This is a genomic window from Agarivorans sp. Alg241-V36 (genome assembly GCF_900537085.1).
Taxonomy (GTDB): domain Bacteria; phylum Pseudomonadota; class Gammaproteobacteria; order Enterobacterales; family Celerinatantimonadaceae; genus Agarivorans.
On sequence record NZ_UNRE01000010.1, the window covers coordinates 39956 to 56110 of the forward strand.

The window sequence follows — 16155 nt, forward strand, 5'->3', positions numbered from 1 at the left end:
CTATGTCGTTTGAAAAAGTCAGTCAGTCATTACTGGTGCCGGGAGGCATCGGCGAACAAGAGCTAAGCATGGCGCTGACCGAAGTGGCAAAACACCAAATTGATTATGCAGATCTGTTCTTCCAGCATAGCCGCCACGAATCGTGGGTACTGGAAGACGGAATTGTAAAAGAAGGCAGCTATAACATTGAGCAAGGCGTGGGGGTTCGCGCAATAAGCGGCGAACAAACCGGCTTTGCCTATTCCGATGTGATTAACAACAGCGCCTTGTTACAAACTTGCCAAGCGGCTCGAGGCATTAGCCCAAAGGGCGTAAATGCCCGTATAAAGCCTTTTAGTAAGGTTACTGCCGAACAGTTTTATCAAGCCGATAACCCCTTAGTTAGCTTGTCTAATCAGCAAAAGATTGCCTTATTAGAGCGGGCTGACAAATATGCGCGCAGCTTAGATCCTGCCGTTACTCAAGTGATTGTGAGCTTAAGTGGCGTTTATGAAGAAGTATTAGTTGCTGCCAGTGATGGTACCTTAGCGGCGGATATTCGCCCCTTAATTCGTTTTAACTGTAGTGTATTGGTTGAACGTAACCAACGCCGAGAGCGTGGCTCTGCTGGTGGCGGTGGACGTCGCAACTACAGCTACTTCTTAGAAGAAGTGAATGGCCGTGAGCGCGCCATGAGTTTTGTTGATGAAGCGGTTCGCCAAGCCTTAGTTAACTTAGAGGCTGTAGATGCTCCCGCAGGTTTAATGCCGGTAGTATTAGGCGCCGGTTGGCCAGGCGTATTGCTGCACGAAGCGGTTGGCCATGGCTTGGAAGGTGACTTTAACCGTAAGGGCTCTTCGGCCTTTAGTGGCTGCATGGGCAAACAAGTTGCTTCTAGCCTTTGTACCATTGTTGATGATGGCACCTTAGGGCAGCGTCGCGGCTCTGTGAATATCGATGATGAAGGTACTCCTGGCCAATACAATGTACTGATAGAGAAGGGCATTTTAACTGGTTACATGCAAGATAAGCATAATGCCCAGCTAATGAATACTCGCTCAACCGGTAATGGTCGTCGTGAGTCTTATGCGCACTTGCCTTTACCACGTATGACCAATACCTATATGTTGCCAGGAGAAAGTGAGCCCGAAGAGATTATCGCCTCAGTAAAACAGGGTATTTATGCGCCTAACTTTGGTGGTGGGCAAGTAGACATTACTTCGGGTAAGTTTGTGTTTTCTGCCTCAGAGGCTTATTTAATTGAAGACGGAAAAATTACCGCCCCTATTAAAGGTGCAACTCTGATTGGTTGTGGCCCTGAAGCAATGCAACAGGTGTCGATGGTAGGTAACGACCTAGCACTTGATCAAGGTGTTGGAGTGTGTGGTAAAGAAGGACAAAGCGTACCCGTTGGTGTGGGCCAACCTAGTGTTAAACTCGATGAGTTAACGGTGGGTGGTACTGCGTAAACCTTATGTAGGACGGTACATACGCAAAAACAAAAGGGGCCTAGGCCCCTTTTTTGATCTATAAGTATTAAGCGTTTTCTTTTAGGTACTTAGCCAACTCTTGGTGGGCTTTGGCGGGCTGTTCTTGAGCCGCTTCTTTTTTGGCTTGGCGAACTAATTGACGTAGTTTCTGACGCTCTAATTTAGTATTTTGCTCAAGTAGTTGATTGATTGCATCGTCGCCTTCAGCAACCAACAAATCACGCTGTTTTTCTAAGGCCAGCTGGGCTTGGGCTTGATAAATATGCTTGTTGCGAATCTTATCTAGGCCCGCAGCAATCGCTTCTTCATCTTCGGTGCGCATCACTTTGCCAATATAGTTCATATGACGACGAGCAGCTTCGCGTTTGTCTTTTAAGCGTTTAGCTAATGCTATGGCTTCGCGCAGTGTTGGACTCATCTCAATGGTAGCTAACTGTGGGTTGGTTAAGCCAACTAACTCTGCACCAATCTTTTTCAGCCGATCTGCTTCACGCTTGATTTCAGACTTACTGATCCAATCGTCATCATCTTCATGGGGCTGTTGATTCTTCATTTTTAACTCTCGTAGTACTTTTTTTCATATCTTACCAGTTCTTGCATATGGTCGCTCGATGAGTTTTGTTATGCTAGTGAGATGCATGGAGATGAAGAATAACAATGAGCCCTGAAAAACAAGTTAGCCAAGAGTTAAGTCAATTGAAGCAGGCGGTGGAATTCGCCTTAGAGCAAGCCAAACAATTTGGTGCTGATGAGTCTGAAGTGTCGATTTCAAAGCAAACCGGAATTTGTGTGGCTACCCGAGACCAACAAGTGGAGACTCTGGAGTTTAATCACGATGGCGCCTTAGGCATCGCGGTTTACTCTGCTAATTGTAAGGGCAGTGCTTCTACCTCTGATTTAAGCCCAGAAGCAATTAAAAACGCCGTAAAAGCCGCCTACGATATTTCTCAATATACTTCTAAGGACTCTGCGGCGGGCATCGCAGATAAAGCGCTTTTGGCTAGCGATATTCCTGATCTAGAGCTTTTTCACCCTCATCCTTTAGAGCCTGACTACTTTATTGATGTGGCCAAGCAGTGTGAAGATATTGCTTTGCGTAATCCACAAATTAAAGCCAGTGACGGCGCCAATATCAACAGCCATTACGGTGTGAAGGTTTACGGCAATAGTCATGGTTTTGTTGCTGGTTATCCTACCAGTCGTCACAGCATTAGTTGCATGCTAATTGCCGGTGAAAAAGAGATGCAACGTGACTATGCCTATAGCGTGGCACGTGACTTCGCCGATCTCGATAGTATTGAAACCATTGCAGCCAAGGCTCAGCAAAAGACTTTAGGTCGTTTAAACAGCCAAAAAATATCAACCTGTGAAGTACCGGTGGTATTTGACCAAGATGTGGCCAGTGGACTGTTTGGCCATTTAGTCGGGGCGATTAGTGGTGGCAACTTGTACCGTCGTTCATCGTTCTTGTTAGATAGCTTAGGTAAGCAATTGTTCCCTAGTTGGCTGTCGATTTACGAAGACCCGTTTATTAAAAAGGGTCTATCGAGCACCCCATTTGATAGCGAAGGGGTTGCACCAACCGCTAAACATATCATCGCAGATGGTAAGTTAGAGACCTATTTGCTGACCAGCTATTCGGCTCGTAAGTTAGGTATGCAAAGTACCGGTCATGCAGGCGGTATCCATAATTGGAAGGTTAAGCACAGTGGAATAAGTCGCGCAGAGCTACTCAAGCAAATGGGCACTGGCTTGTTAGTGACTGAAATGATGGGACAAGGGGTAAATACCGTTACTGGTGATTACTCTCGCGGTGCTGCGGGTTACTGGGTAGAAAATGGTGAAATTGCCTTCCCGGTGCACGAGATAACGGTAGCTAGTACCTTGCAAGAGATGTTTAGCAATATAGTGGCGATTGCCGATGACTTTGACAAAGAGAGTGCGATTCAATCGGGCTCGGTGCTTATTTCATCGATGAAAGTTGCCGGCAGCTAAGGACTTAGTTGTTCAACCTATAGCCCGAGCAAGTTCTCGGGCTAAGCTTTATTCGCTCAGTTTGAAATAGAGACCCTATTCTTAGGCAAGCACAAGCGTCGCCATGCCTAAGAACGAAAATAAACCCATCACGTCGGTTACTGTTGTCAGAGCCATCCCGCCAGCTAGCGCGGGGTCTATTTTAAACTTCTTCATTAGCAGTGGAATGGTTACCCCGGCTAAACCCGCTAAGGACATGTTAATAAACATCGCGCCTGCGATTATCACACCTAGGGTCCAATCACCTTTCCATAAGGTGACGACCAAGGCTATTACCGTTGCCCAAATAACCCCATTGAGCATGCCAATCGCGGCTTCTTTACCAATTAGCCAGCGCGAGTTCCCTTCACCAATATGGCCTACCGCTAAGCCTCGAATCACCAAAGCAAGGGTTTGATTGCCGGCAATACCGCCCATGCTGGGTACAATGGTCATTAAAATCGCTAAAGTGGCTAATTGCTCAAGAGTCGCTTCAAACATATTGCTGATGGATGCTGCGACCAGTGCCGCACACAGATTGACCGCCAGCCAAAAAGTGCGGCGTTGGGTACTTTTTACTACCGGTGCAAAGGTATCTTCATCGTCGTCCATGCCGGCCATACCCATCATGCTGTGTTCGGCATTCTCTCTAATGATATCGACTACATCATCGATGGTTATTCGCCCTAACAACCGACCTTGTTCATCTACTACCGGCGCAGAGATCCAATCATGTCGTTCAAATAATGCTGCTACGTCATCCTCATCCATGGCAACGTGAATGGTTTCGGCGTTGCCGTCCATCACTTCACGCACGTTTACGTTAGGGTTTACGGTAAGCAGGGTAGATAAGGGAATATCGCCAAGTAGCAAGTCATCTTCATCGACAACATACAAGGCGTCGGTCGCTTCGGGAAGTTCGCCACGCAAGCGTAAATAGCGTAATACCACATCTATGCTTACGTCGGCGCGTAAGGTAATGGTATCGGTATTCATAATACTGCCAGCAGTATCTTCAGGGTAGGCTAGAGCTGCTTCTACCCGATGCCGGTCTTGGCCATCCATTTGCTCAAGTACTTCTTGGTAAACACTGTCTGGCAGGCTTCGTAGTACGTAAGCAATGTCGTCGGTGTCCATGCCTTCAGTTGCTGCCGCCAAGGTTTCTGGCGCCATTAACTGAAGTAGCCCTTCCATCACATCTTCGTTGAGCTCTTCGAGGATTTCACCGTGTTGCTCTGGATCGGTAAGTTGCCAAAGTACTTTACGCCCTGCTGGTGGACTGGATTCAAGCAATAGCGCTACGTCACAGGGAGGCATTTGATGAAGCATGCGCCTAACATGCACGAACATTCCACTGTCTAGAGCTTGATTTAGCTCCTGTAAGCGTTTGTGCTGATTAGGGTTTAACTCCATCTCTTCAGGCATAAGCGATCCCTATTGTTTTGTTGGCATGTACCGCTTGCTAATTGTAGCTCGGCTTTGTTGCGTATTGATTTATTCTTCGTTGAAGTTGGCTTCCACCAAGGCTTGTACCGCATCCAACGCGGCTTCTGCGTCGGCTCCCTCCGACTCAATGGTTAAGGTACTTCCTTGGGCGCTGGCTAACACTAATAAGCCCATGACACTGGCGGCAGATGCGGTTTTCTCGCCATCAATGATGGTGAGTTCAGCGTCAAACTGTTGCGCTAGTTCTACTAACTTTGTTGCTGGGCGTGCATGCAAGCCTAGTTTGTTTTTAACAACCATTTGTCTAGTGAGCTTCAAGGCGATGCTCCAGGGTGCGGTGACGTCGTTGCACTTTTCGCTGGGCGCTAAAGTGGCTAGCCAGCTGCTCAGCGACATACACCGAGCGATGTTGACCACCGGTACAACCAATGGCAATGGTTAAGTAGGCGCGGTTATTGGCTTCCAAATGCGGTAACCAAGATTCTAATAGCTGGCTGATTTGCTCGACGTATTGGTTAACTAAAGGCTGCGCAGACAAATACTCTTGCACGGCTTTGTCTAAGCCGGTAAGTGGACGCAGCTCCTCTTGCCAATGGGGGTTAGGCAAAAAACGCGCATCAAACATGTAGTCTGCATCATTAGGTACGCCATTTTTAAAACCAAAGGATTCGAATACTAAAATCAGCTGTTGCTGTTGATCGCCAGTAACCCGCGAGCGAATCAAGCCGCTTAGTTCATGCACCGATAAACGTGAGGTATCGATGCGTAAATCAGCATTTCTAGAAATTGGCGCTAATAGCTCGGTTTCAGATTCTATAGCTTCAGCCAAGGATAAGTCGCTTCGACTTAGTGGGTGAACTCGGCGCGTTTCACTGTAGCGGCGAATCAGCGCTTCGTCTTTGGCATCTAAAAAGATACTCAGTAAATTTACCTTGGGGCCGGCATCTCGAATGAGTTGGCCAACCGGAGAAAGTTCATCAGGGAGGTTACGAATATCGATACTGATGGCAACTTTGCTATAGGTCTTTATTAAGTTATCGATAAGCGATTGCCACAGTACTACTGGCAAATTATCGACGCAGTAGTAGCCAAGATCTTCTAATACTCTTAAGGCGACGGTTTTTCCTGAACCCGAGCGCCCACTAACGATGATCAGTTCCATGATTATCCCTAAGGCTGATTAGAGTATTAGGCTACCATGATGTCGTACAATTCGTCATCACTTTGTGCACAACGAAGTTGTTTACATACTTGCTTATCGTTAAGTTTTTCAGCTACTTGAGCAAGAGTATTAAGATGTTGCTTACATTGATCTTCGGGTACCAATAGTGCAAAAACTAAATCTACCGGTTTATTATCAATAGCATCAAATGAAATGGGTGGATCACAACGCAAGAAAACCGCGGTGGCTTGATGTTGGTTGTCGATACGGCCATGAGGAATAGCGATGCCTTGGCCAATACCTGTACTGCCCATTTTTTCTCGACTTAATAAGCTCTCGAAAATGCATTGGGTAGTGGTATCAAGCTGTTTGGCAGCTAGTTCGCTAACGATTTCTAGGGCGCGCTTTTTGGAAGAGCATTGAACTGCACTTTGAGTGCAGTCCAAGCTAAGTACTTTATTTAGTTGCATTGGGGTGACTAACGTTTGTTGAGTTTTTCTTTATGTTTGATGACTTGGCGATCAAGCTTGTCAATCAGACTGTCGATGGCGGCATACATGTCAGAATGCTCAGAGGTTGCAAATACTTCGCCGCCGTTAAGGTGCAATGTCGCTTCAGCTATTTGGTTTAGTTTTTCTACGTTTAAGATGACGTGAACATTGTTAATCTGATCGAATCGTCGGGTGAGTTTGGCAAACTTGGTGTGGACATATTCTTTCAAAGATTCAGTTATTTCTACGTGGTGTCCAGTAAGGTTAATTTGCATAGATATCTTCCCCTTTTATTGTCCTTAGATAAGGCTCTTACGTTGGTTAGAAGGTGGAATTGCTAAAGACTCACGATATTTAGCAATCGTACGTCTTGCCACCTTGATCCCCTGATCTGCCAAAATATCAGCAATTTTGCTATCGCTGAGTGGTTTACTGGTATTTTCGGCAGCTACCAGTTTCTTAATTAATGCACGAATGGCAGTTGATGAGCATTCACCACCACCATCGGTAGCCACATGGCTAGAAAAGAAATATTTAAGCTCGAAGATACCGCGAGGTGTATGCATGAATTTTTGGGTGGTAACCCGGGAAATGGTTGATTCATGCATTTCAACGGCTTCGGCTACATCGTTCAGTACCATTGGCTTCATGGCTTCTTCGCCATATTCAAAAAATGCCTGTTGATGATGAACAATGCAGTTGGATACTTTTAATAGGGTTTCGTTACGGCTTTCAATACTTTTAATAAACCACTTAGCTTCTTGTAAATGGCTACGGATAAACTGGGTATCGGTGGCATTAGAGGTTTTACTTAACGAAGCATAGTGAGAGTTTACGCGTAGTTTAGGCATTGCATCTGGGTTGAGTTCAACAACCCAACGGCCTTGACGCTTTATGACCGAGACGTCTGGAATCACATATTGTGCTTGATTTGGCTCTACGGCATTACCTGGGCGCGGCTCAAGTGTGTGAATCAAGCGCATAACTTCGCGCAGTTGATCTTCTTTAAGTTTGGTTTTGCGTGCCAGTAAACGAAAATCACGATTGGCCAAGACATCAATGTGGTTGGACACTACATCTTTGGCTTCTGCTAGCCATGGCGTGTCTTCGACAAAACGGCTTAGTTGAATGAGTAAACATTCTTGCAAGGATCTGGCAGCAATGCCAACAGGGTCAAAGTGTTGAATGCGTTTTAGTACCGCTTCTACTTCATCTAATTCTACGTCTAAGTCGTTATTGTCACTAGAACGCAGGCCTTCGAGCAGTTGCTCGCAATCTTGGGTGAGATAACCGGATTCATCTACCGCATCAATAATCGCTAAGGCAATGGCTTGGTCCACTTCGCTAAAAGGAGTGAGTTGCATTTGCCATAACAAGTGATCTTGCAGGGAATCGACAGTTTCGCCTTGAAACACCATGTCGTTGTCATCACTCGCCGCACCGCTTGAAGAACTAGCAGGGGCTGAACTGGCGCTGTAGATATCATCCCAAGTGGAATCAACCGGTAAGTCATCGGAGACGGTTTCTTGGTTAATGGCATCGCCAGCTTCAATTTGACTATTGTCTATATCGGCGGTGGATTCAGCTTCGGTAGATTTCTCATTGGCTGATTTAGCGTCAGTTGTGTCACCATCACTCGCGTGAGACTCATCCGCCTCAAGTAGAGGGTTACTTTCCAGAGCCTCTTGAATCTCTTGCTGTAAATCCAGTGTTGAAAGCTGGAGTAAGCGAATGGCCTGTTGTAACTGGGGAGTCATGGTTAACTGCTGACCAAGACGCAACTGCAAAGATGCTTTCATTAACTACCGCTGTTCCTTCTTCTTATTGTGTTTTTGAAAACTTACACTTTAACTATAGCTTGAATTGTTCGCCGAGATAAACTCGTTTCACATGCTCGTTTTCAAGAATTTCTTCTGGTTTTCCTGAGGCTATCAATTCGCCTTGGCTAACGATATAGGCATGCTCACAAACATCGAGAGTTTCTCTCACATTGTGGTCGGTAATGAGTACACCTAGACCGCGATCACGCAGGTGTTCAATAATCTTTTTAATATCGATAACAGAAATAGGATCTACCCCTGCAAAGGGTTCGTCAAGCAAAATAAACTTAGGGGCGGCCGCAAGCGCTCGGGCAATCTCGACTCTTCGGCGTTCGCCACCCGACAAGCTCATGCCGAGGTTTTTGCGAATATGACCAATATGAAATTCTTCCAGCAGATCGTCTAACGCACCGATTTGTTGTTCTTTATCGAGGTCTTTACGAGTTTCTAATACTGCAAGAATGTTTTTCTCAACCGATAAACGGCGGAAAATAGAGGCTTCTTGCGGAAGGTAGCCAATGCCTTTGCGTGCGCGAGTGTGCATGGCTGTACTGGAAATATCATCGTCGTCGATCAGTATTCGGCCCTGGTCGCGTGGCACTAGGCCAACAACCATGTAGAAAGTGGTTGTTTTACCGGCACCATTTGGTCCCAGTAGACCGACAATTTTTCCTGTTTCTACATTTAAACTAACGTTTTTGACTACCTTGCGGCCTTTGTAGGCCTTGGCTAAGTTTTCAGCAATTAGGGTACTCATTATTGCTGGTCTTCCTTAGGCGTTAAGTCTTCAATCTGCTGAGGCAGGAAAATTGTAGTTACACGGCTGTTTTCGTCGCCTTGTGCCACCATTTCTTGTTTATTGATGCTGTATTTGATCATTTTACCTTTTACCAAACTCTCTTCTTGTTTGAGTTGAGCGTTGGTGGTTAACGTTAGCGTTTGGCTTTTTAAGTCGTAACGTACTTCGTTAGCCTCGGCTTCAATCGGTTTACCGCTATCAAGTAACTGATAAAAAGTAGCAGGCTCGCCTTTGGCGATCATCACTTCACTGCCTTTTTCTTCACTGCCAATAACGCTAAGTTCTTCGGCATGCATTTTTATCGAACCTTGAGTCACCACCACATTATGATAAAAAGTTACTCGGTTTTCTTTGATGTTGACCTGTTGACGGTCGGCATCAACAATAATTTGTTTGTTGAAGTCGTCTTCTAGTGCTTGTGAACCCCAAGAAAGCATAAACAAGCTAGCAGCAAGGGCTAACTTACTCTTGTGGGTTGTGGTAAACCGCTTCGATATCATCTAATAAAGTCACTATTTCGTTGGCTAAATCACCGTCCATGCCAACGCCATACAGTTCGTATGAAGGGCCATAAACGGTAACAGGTTGATCGCTGCTCATGGTTTCTGTTTGCAGATCGATCTCCAATCTTTCGGTTATTAAGTCGCGAACGTACTCGCCTCGACTCAAATTTTTAATTACTACATTGTCATTTAAAATGACATTTTGCTGCTGCTGTACTGTAGCGTGATCGGCTACAATTTGCCATACAGGTTGGCTAGGATCTGGGTACACTAAAATCTTAGGTTGCGCGAAAGTAGTGTGCTTAAGTTGTTCAAAAAACTCCATTTCCTCAGCATAGATTCGATAGCGTGGACTACCGTCTTCGCCAAAGCTTACGCTGTAGAGCTTTTCGGCAACAAAGTTTGGTTTGCTCGCTTCACGTTTGGCACTAAACTGCTCTGTTTCTGAAGGGCTTAGTTGCCAGAGCACTAAGGCCAATACAAATAAACCCGCGAAAAACCAGGTTGGGCGATTCATACGCTCATACCTTGAGCGTTATCCAACTCGCCTTTGGTCTGTAAGAGTAAATCACAAAGCTCTCGTACTGCGCCAAAACCGCCACGGGTTTGGGTAATAAAGTGGGCACTTTGTTTACATAAGGGGTGAGCGTCTTGTACTGCCACGCCTAAACCACAGGCGCGCATCACTGGAGTGTCTACCACGTCATCGCCAATATAAGCGACTTCTTCAGGGCTTAATGACAGCTCTTCGAGCATTTGTTGGTAGGCCACTAGTTTGTTTTGTTGGCCTTGATAAATACGAGTAATGCCTAAAGCCTGCATACGCTGTTGCACAATATTAGATTGGCGGCCGGTAATAATGGCCACTTCGATACCAATATTAAGCAAAGCTTTAATGCCAAAGCCATCGTGAGTATGAAATGCTTTTAGTTCTTCGCCATCGTTACCCATGTAAATGCGACCATCGGAGAACACGCCATCGACATCGCACACTAACAGCTTAATCTTCGAGGCCGCATCAAAGTTGCTTTGGCTTACTTCGCCATAAGGCGTGTTAATGCTCACTAATACACTCCAGCTTGCAACAAGGTATGCATATTAAACGCACCAACAACGGTATTGTCTTTGAGCACAAACAAGCCATTGATTGATTTAGCCTTCATCAGTTTTAAGGCATCAAAAGCTAGCCAAGTATCTTCAATCACCTTGGGGTTCTCGGTCATCACTTGGCCAATTGGGGTGTCGTGAATGTCGATGCGTTGATCAAGGATACGGCGTAAATCTCCATCGGTAAAAATACCGGCTAATTGTTGTTCGGCGTTAAGTACGCCCACCATGCCTAAGCCTTTGGCGGTAATTTCAAATAAGGCTTCGCGAATAGTTTGTTCGACTGTTACCAGTGGGATTTGTTCCCCAGTTAGCATTAAGTCGCTCACACTCAATAGCAGTTTTTTACCTAAAGTACCGCCAGGGTGAGATAGGGCAAAATCATCGGCGGTAAAACCGCGAGCTTCTAACAGCGCTACTGCTAGTGCATCACCCATAACTAAGGTGGCGGTAGAACTTGCCGTTGGTGCTAAACCTAGCGGGCAAGCTTCGCGAGGAACCGAGATGCACAAGTGATAATTAGCCAGTTTAGCCATTGACGAGCTAGGGTTGCTGGTCATGGCAATAGAGCGCACACCAATTCGATTAAATACCGGGTAAAGCGATAAAATTTCTTCAGATTCACCCGAATTAGACAAGGCTAATACAATGTCGTCGGCGGCTATCATACCTAAGTCGCCATGACAGGCTTCGCCTGGGTGAACAAAAAAGGCAGGGGTACCAGTAGAGGCCAAAGTAGCAGCAATTTTATTGGCGATATGACCCGATTTACCCATGCCAGTAAGAATAACCTTACCTTTACAGGCTAAAATCATTTCGCAAGAAGCGGTAAAATCTTGGTTGATATACTGATGAAGGTTATCAATACCTAGGCTTTCTATCTCTAATACACGCTTAGCAACCGCGACGTAATCAAATGACACTCACTTCCCCTTGTATTTATAAATTAGTAACAACAGCGACTTATGCTAAGAATAATAGCATTTGGTAGCCTATGAAGCCGCTTAACAATAAGCCACCTTCCCAGCGGGTGATTTTGCGGCTTCTACCAAAGCCCATGGCCATGATAAATAACAGCACGGTAACACCCATCATGACATAAAAGTCACGACCGGCTGCGTTGGCATCAACCGCTCCCGGAGCCAACATGGCTGGCACCGCCAATACGGCGAGAATATTGAAAAGGTTGGAGCCAATAATATTACCTAGCACCAAGTCGTCTTCTTTTTTAATCACCCCAGCAATACACGCTGCTAACTCCGGCAAGCTAGTGCCGATAGCGATAATGGTTAAGCCAATCACCAAGTCACTCATGCCAAAGTAGCGCGCAATTTCTGAGGCGGAGCCTACTAACAAGTCGGCGCTAAGCGGCAGCACGATAATTCCCACCACTAGCCACAATAAGGCTTTGCTGGTTGGCACATCGTTAGGCACTTCAGATTCTGCTTCCTCAACCATTGGATCAACTTTATTGCTGCTGCGTTGACGTAGCGAATTGATAATTAAGTAGGCCATCATTGCTACAAATAAGCTGAGCAATATTACACCTTCAAGGTAACCGAGTTGCTGATCGTGAAGTACCCAACCAGCAACTGCTGTTGCCCCGAGTACCATTGGTAGCTCTCTAAATAAAGTAGAAGACGAAACCATGAGCGGCTTAAGCAGGGCGGTTAAACCCAACACCAAAGTAATGTTGGTGATATTGGAACCAATCACGTTTCCTACCGCGGTATTCATTTTGCCCTCTAAAGCGGCCGTGGCGGATACCATGATCTCTGGCGCCGAGGAGCCTAAGGCCACAATGGTTAAACCAATAATCATTGGCGATAAACCAAAATTGTTGGCGATGGCCGCTGCGCCATAAACAAAACGGTCGGCACTCCATACCAACAATGCTAAGCCTACAACCAACAACAAAATTTCAACTAGCATGTAAGTCCTTAAATTTAAAAATATCCGCGATGCAAAAAAATCGAAGCATTGTCGGCATTTTCCCAGTAAAAGGGAAGAGTTTAGCCTTGAGTGTAAGCAATTATCTCAATAATATGTCTGCCTTGGCCAATCAAGATTGCTCACGGAGTGGCAGATAGTTTGATTGAAGTAAAACAACTGGCGTTTCAGCGCGGCGACAAAGTCATCTTTGAAGGCTTAGACCTGCATATTCCCACAGGCAAAATTACTGCCATAATGGGGCCTAGTGGTATTGGTAAAACCACCTTACTCAAATTAATTGGCGGTCAGTTAAAGCCAACTGGCGGCGAAGTGCTTATCGATCAGCAAAACGTTCATCAACTTAGTCGTAGCGAATTGTTTAAACTGCGTAAGCGAATTGGCATGCTGTTCCAAAGCGGGGCTTTGTTTAGCGACCTTAACGTGTTTGAGAATGTTGCCTTCCCGCTGCGCGAACATACTCAATTACCAGAACCAGTATTACGTAACTTAGTGCTGATGAAGCTACAAGCGGTGGGGCTACGCGGTACTGCTCAACTAATGCCGGGTGATTTGTCTGGCGGCATGGCACGCCGAGTAGCACTGGCTCGAGCAATTGCCTTAGAGCCAGAGATTATTCTTTATGATGAACCTTTTGTTGGCCAAGACCCGATCTCTATGGGCGTATTGATTAAGCTAATTCAGGGTTTGAATCAAAGCTTGCAGCTTACCTCAGTAATTGTTTCCCACGATGTGAATGAAGTATTGAGCATTGCTGACTATGTGTTTGTGATTGATGGTCACAGCGTATTAGCGCAAGGAACGGTGGCGGAGATTGCTAGTAATCCAAACCCACGTTTGGCTCAGTTCCTTCAAGGTCAGGCCGATGGCCCAGCTGCATTTCATTATCCTGCTGAAGATTACGCGCAAGCATTAAAGGCGAGTTTATGATTGACGCTATTGCAGCCTTAGGCCGCAACACTTTATTACGAATAAGTGCTCTGGGACGAGCCAGCTTAATGCTTTGGCATGCGCTACTAACCTTGCCCAGTAAGCAACTACTTAAAGACACTGTTCGCCAAATTTATGTGGTAGGCGTGCAGTCACTGCCTATTATTCTAGTTTCTGGCTTGTTTATTGGCATGGTGTTAGCGCTGCAGGGCTACCATATACTGGTAGATTTTGGGGCTGAGACCAGCCTAGGTCCCATGGTGGCGTTGTCACTATTGCGAGAACTTGGCCCGGTGGTTACCGCATTATTGTTTGCGGGTAGAGCAGGCTCTGCTCTAACGGCAGAGATTGGCTTAATGAAAACCACAGAACAGCTATCGAGTATGGAAATGATGGCTGTGGATCCGCTTAAACGGGTTATCGCACCGCGCTTATGGGCAGGCTTTATCGCCATGCCGCTACTTACGCTAATGTTTAATTTAGTGGGGATTTGGGGCGGGTTCTTGGTTGGCGTAGAGTGGTTAGGAGTTGATAACGGTAGCTTTTGGTCGATTACCGCAGCCTCCATAGAATTTGGTCAAGATATTGGAAACGGCATGATTAAAAGTGCGGTATTTGCTATTACGGTAGTTTGGGTGGCCTTGTTTAATGGCTACGATGCGATGCCGAGCGCGCAGGGTATTAGCCAAGCGACAACTCGCAGCGTAGTGCATGCCTCTTTATTAGTTTTAGCCTTGGATTTTGTACTAACCGCCTTGATGTTTGGCAGCTAGGTTTAGGGAATAACATGAAAGTAAATAAATTAGAATTATCAGTAGGTTTGTTTGTATTGCTCGGCATTGCAGCCTTACTCATACTGGCGCTGAAGATTGCCGATAGCCAACTGGGTAAAAACACCGATACTTACACCTTGTATGCCAAATTCGACAACATTGGAGGGCTTAAAGCCCGTTCGCCGGTGAAAGTGGGCGGCGTGGTGGTGGGGCGAGTAGAAGCGATTAATCTCGATACCGAAGATTACATGCCCAAAGTCACCTTAAGCATGTATCGCCAATATGGTTTCTACCCAGAAACCAGCTCTTTGTCTATTCTCACTGCGGGTCTATTAGGCGAGCAGTATATTGGCCTTACCCCAGGATTTGTGCTGGATGACATTGAAGACTTGAATGACGGTGATGTGATCGAAGACACTAAATCGGCGTTAGTATTAGAAGAACTAATCGGGCAATTCCTGTTTTCGATAACGGAGAAATAATATGTTTATAAGATGCTTGATGTTGGCTTGTTCACTGTTGTTAAGTGTGAGCATCATGGCTGAACAGGTAAACGAAAACCCTTATCGTTTAATGAGCTACGTAGCGGAGCAAACCTTTAGTCGCTTGGCTGAAGTAGATAGAGAAGCCGCTGATGCAGACCAGCAAATTGAAGATATTGTGCGTGAGCAATTAATGCCGCACATCGATTACCGTTATGCTTCGTTTGTTGTGCTGGGCAAGCAGATAAAAAAAACCACCAAGCCACAGCGCATAGAGTTCACCGCCGCCTTTAAAGAGTATTTGGTAAGTACTTACACCCAAGCTCTAGGCCAATATAAGCAGCAACAAGTGAACATTGAGCCAGAGCGCTCAGTTGAAGGGAAAAGCAAAGTAGGGGTTAAAGCTCAATTTGTTGATGGCGAGCGCCCACCGATTAAATTGGAGTTTAAATTCCGCAAGCTTAAAAATAAAACACCCGACAGCCCCGATCGCTGGTTAGCTTATGACCTTATCGCAGAAGGCGTTAGCTTGCTGTCGACTAAGCAATCAGAGATGGATAGCTTAATTCGTGCTAACGGTATCGATGGCGTGATTAAGCTACTGCAAGACAAAAATTTTGCAGCAAATGAGTCTAAGTGATGCAAGCTGAACTTAATGTCGAGCAGCAGTGCTTATCACTCTCTGGAGATTGGGACAGTCAACAAGTAGCCCTTAGGTGGAACGAATTGCTGACTTGCCAAGCTCAAGAATTAGATCTCGCCAAGCTTAAGCGGATTGACTCTGCAGGAATAGCCGCTATTATCACCGCCTTAAAACCGGAACCCAGTAAGCGCTTATTAATTAAGCACTGTCCTGATCAAGCCAAGCTGTTATTTAAACTCTACGAGTTAGACAGCTTGCTGCACTTTGAAGATTAACGCACTTAACGCGGAGCGAATTATGCAACCAGAACAAATCGAAGAAATCTTATCGCAAGCGCTTGAGTTAGAGCATGTGCAAGTGAGTGGTGAAGGTAATCACTTTCAAGTTGTTGCTGTTGGTGCAATGTTTACGGATTTATCGCGAGTTAAAAAGCAACAAGCGGTTTATGCACCACTGAAAGAGTACATTGCGAGTAATGAAATTCACGCTTTAGGAATCAAAGCGTTCACTCCTGATGAATGGCAAAAGCAACAGAAGTTTGGCCAATTGTAGTCCTTAGGAGTTTTA

General features: G+C 45.7%; 21 protein-coding genes. 8 read left to right on the plus strand and 13 right to left on the minus strand.

Annotated elements, in window-relative coordinates; genetic code table 11:
• Nucleotides 1–2: 2 nt before the first annotated feature.
• The gene (gene tldD / locus G6R11_RS19490) at nucleotides 3–1448 is read left to right on the plus strand and encodes a metalloprotease TldD (protein ID WP_163134710.1); all 1446 of its coding nucleotides are present in this window, start codon (nucleotides 3–5) and stop codon (nucleotides 1446–1448) included.
• A gap of 67 nt (nucleotides 1449–1515) precedes the next feature.
• Here tldD and yjgA read toward each other — a convergent pair whose 3' ends face one another.
• The gene (gene yjgA, locus G6R11_RS19495; RefSeq protein ID WP_163134711.1) at nucleotides 1516–2022 is read right to left on the minus strand and encodes a ribosome biogenesis factor YjgA; all 507 of its coding nucleotides are present in this window, start codon (nucleotides 2020–2022) and stop codon (nucleotides 1516–1518) included.
• Between the two features lie 104 nt (nucleotides 2023–2126).
• On the opposite strand from yjgA, the gene pmbA reads away from it, so the two are divergent.
• The gene (pmbA, locus tag G6R11_RS19500) at nucleotides 2127–3464 is read left to right on the plus strand and encodes a metalloprotease PmbA (RefSeq protein ID WP_163134712.1); all 1338 of its coding nucleotides are present in this window, start codon (nucleotides 2127–2129) and stop codon (nucleotides 3462–3464) included.
• 81 nt (nucleotides 3465–3545) lie between these two features.
• On the opposite strand, the gene mgtE is transcribed toward pmbA, so the two are convergent.
• The 12 genes from mgtE to G6R11_RS19560 all read right to left on the minus strand — a co-directional run bounded on the left by mgtE (nucleotide 3546) and on the right by G6R11_RS19560 (nucleotide 12742).
• Nucleotides 3546–4907: a magnesium transporter gene (mgtE, locus tag G6R11_RS19505; RefSeq protein WP_163134713.1), complete on the minus strand. Its 1362-nt coding sequence runs from the start codon at nucleotides 4905–4907 to the stop codon at nucleotides 3546–3548.
• A gap of 69 nt (nucleotides 4908–4976) precedes the next feature.
• Entirely contained in the window at nucleotides 4977–5228 is a 252-nt protein-coding gene (locus G6R11_RS19510; RefSeq protein ID WP_163134863.1) for an HPr family phosphocarrier protein, read from the minus strand.
• A 4-nt stretch (nucleotides 5229–5232) separates the two neighbouring features.
• Nucleotides 5233–6090 carry an RNase adapter RapZ gene (gene rapZ / locus G6R11_RS19515; RefSeq protein ID WP_163134714.1) on the minus strand — a complete coding sequence of 286 codons (858 nt, stop codon included), beginning with the start codon at nucleotides 6088–6090 and terminating at the stop codon, nucleotides 5233–5235.
• A gap of 26 nt (nucleotides 6091–6116) precedes the next feature.
• Complete coding sequence (ptsN, locus tag G6R11_RS19520) at nucleotides 6117–6560, minus strand: PTS IIA-like nitrogen regulatory protein PtsN (protein ID WP_163134715.1); 444 nt, start codon at nucleotides 6558–6560, stop codon at nucleotides 6117–6119.
• A gap of 8 nt (nucleotides 6561–6568) precedes the next feature.
• Entirely contained in the window at nucleotides 6569–6856 is a 288-nt protein-coding gene (hpf, locus tag G6R11_RS19525) for a ribosome hibernation promoting factor (RefSeq protein ID WP_016400742.1), read from the minus strand.
• A gap of 24 nt (nucleotides 6857–6880) precedes the next feature.
• Complete coding sequence (locus G6R11_RS19530; protein WP_163134716.1) at nucleotides 6881–8380, minus strand: RNA polymerase factor sigma-54; 1500 nt, start codon at nucleotides 8378–8380, stop codon at nucleotides 6881–6883.
• A 52-nt stretch (nucleotides 8381–8432) separates the two neighbouring features.
• Nucleotides 8433–9158, minus strand: coding sequence for an LPS export ABC transporter ATP-binding protein (gene lptB, locus G6R11_RS19535; protein ID WP_016400744.1), 726 nt, complete (start codon nucleotides 9156–9158; stop codon nucleotides 8433–8435).
• On the minus strand, nucleotides 9158–9637 hold the full coding sequence (gene lptA / locus G6R11_RS19540) for a lipopolysaccharide transport periplasmic protein LptA (protein ID WP_163134717.1): 480 nt from the start codon (nucleotides 9635–9637) through the stop codon (nucleotides 9158–9160). The genes lptB and lptA overlap by 1 nt, the downstream gene beginning before the upstream one ends.
• 25 nt (nucleotides 9638–9662) lie before the next feature.
• Nucleotides 9663–10220, minus strand: a complete 558-nt coding sequence (gene lptC, locus G6R11_RS19545) for an LPS export ABC transporter periplasmic protein LptC (protein WP_163134718.1) — start codon at nucleotides 10218–10220, stop codon at nucleotides 9663–9665.
• A complete protein-coding gene (gene kdsC / locus G6R11_RS19550) occupies nucleotides 10217–10768 on the minus strand; it encodes a 3-deoxy-manno-octulosonate-8-phosphatase KdsC (protein WP_163134719.1) in 552 nt (183 codons plus the stop codon). Before kdsC ends, lptC begins: the two co-directional genes overlap by 4 nt.
• Nucleotides 10768–11733 carry a KpsF/GutQ family sugar-phosphate isomerase gene (locus G6R11_RS19555; protein WP_163134720.1) on the minus strand — a complete coding sequence of 322 codons (966 nt, stop codon included), beginning with the start codon at nucleotides 11731–11733 and terminating at the stop codon, nucleotides 10768–10770. The genes kdsC and G6R11_RS19555 overlap by 1 nt, the downstream gene beginning before the upstream one ends.
• 40 nt (nucleotides 11734–11773) lie before the next feature.
• Nucleotides 11774–12742, minus strand: coding sequence for a calcium/sodium antiporter (locus G6R11_RS19560; protein WP_163134721.1), 969 nt, complete (start codon nucleotides 12740–12742; stop codon nucleotides 11774–11776).
• A gap of 147 nt (nucleotides 12743–12889) precedes the next feature.
• Here G6R11_RS19560 and G6R11_RS19565 point away from each other — a divergent pair, with 147 nt between their 5' ends.
• Genes G6R11_RS19565 through G6R11_RS19590 form a run of 6 tightly spaced genes read left to right on the plus strand, consistent with a single transcriptional unit; the run spans nucleotide 12890 to nucleotide 16140 of the window.
• Nucleotides 12890–13690, plus strand: a complete 801-nt coding sequence (locus G6R11_RS19565) for an ATP-binding cassette domain-containing protein (RefSeq protein ID WP_163134722.1) — start codon at nucleotides 12890–12892, stop codon at nucleotides 13688–13690.
• Nucleotides 13687–14463, plus strand: coding sequence for a lipid asymmetry maintenance ABC transporter permease subunit MlaE (mlaE, locus tag G6R11_RS19570; protein WP_163134723.1), 777 nt, complete (start codon nucleotides 13687–13689; stop codon nucleotides 14461–14463). Before G6R11_RS19565 ends, mlaE begins: the two co-directional genes overlap by 4 nt.
• Before the next feature lie 14 nt (nucleotides 14464–14477).
• Nucleotides 14478–14945 carry an outer membrane lipid asymmetry maintenance protein MlaD gene (mlaD, locus tag G6R11_RS19575; RefSeq protein WP_163134724.1) on the plus strand — a complete coding sequence of 156 codons (468 nt, stop codon included), beginning with the start codon at nucleotides 14478–14480 and terminating at the stop codon, nucleotides 14943–14945.
• A 1-nt stretch (nucleotide 14946) separates the two neighbouring features.
• The gene (locus G6R11_RS19580) at nucleotides 14947–15585 is read left to right on the plus strand and encodes a phospholipid-binding protein MlaC (protein WP_163134725.1); all 639 of its coding nucleotides are present in this window, start codon (nucleotides 14947–14949) and stop codon (nucleotides 15583–15585) included.
• Nucleotides 15585–15863: a lipid asymmetry maintenance protein MlaB gene (locus tag G6R11_RS19585; RefSeq protein ID WP_240352511.1), complete on the plus strand. Its 279-nt coding sequence runs from the start codon at nucleotides 15585–15587 to the stop codon at nucleotides 15861–15863. The genes G6R11_RS19580 and G6R11_RS19585 overlap by 1 nt, the downstream gene beginning before the upstream one ends.
• A gap of 22 nt (nucleotides 15864–15885) precedes the next feature.
• Nucleotides 15886–16140, plus strand: coding sequence for a BolA family protein (locus G6R11_RS19590; protein WP_016400755.1), 255 nt, complete (start codon nucleotides 15886–15888; stop codon nucleotides 16138–16140).
• Nucleotides 16141–16155 lie beyond the last annotated feature (15 nt).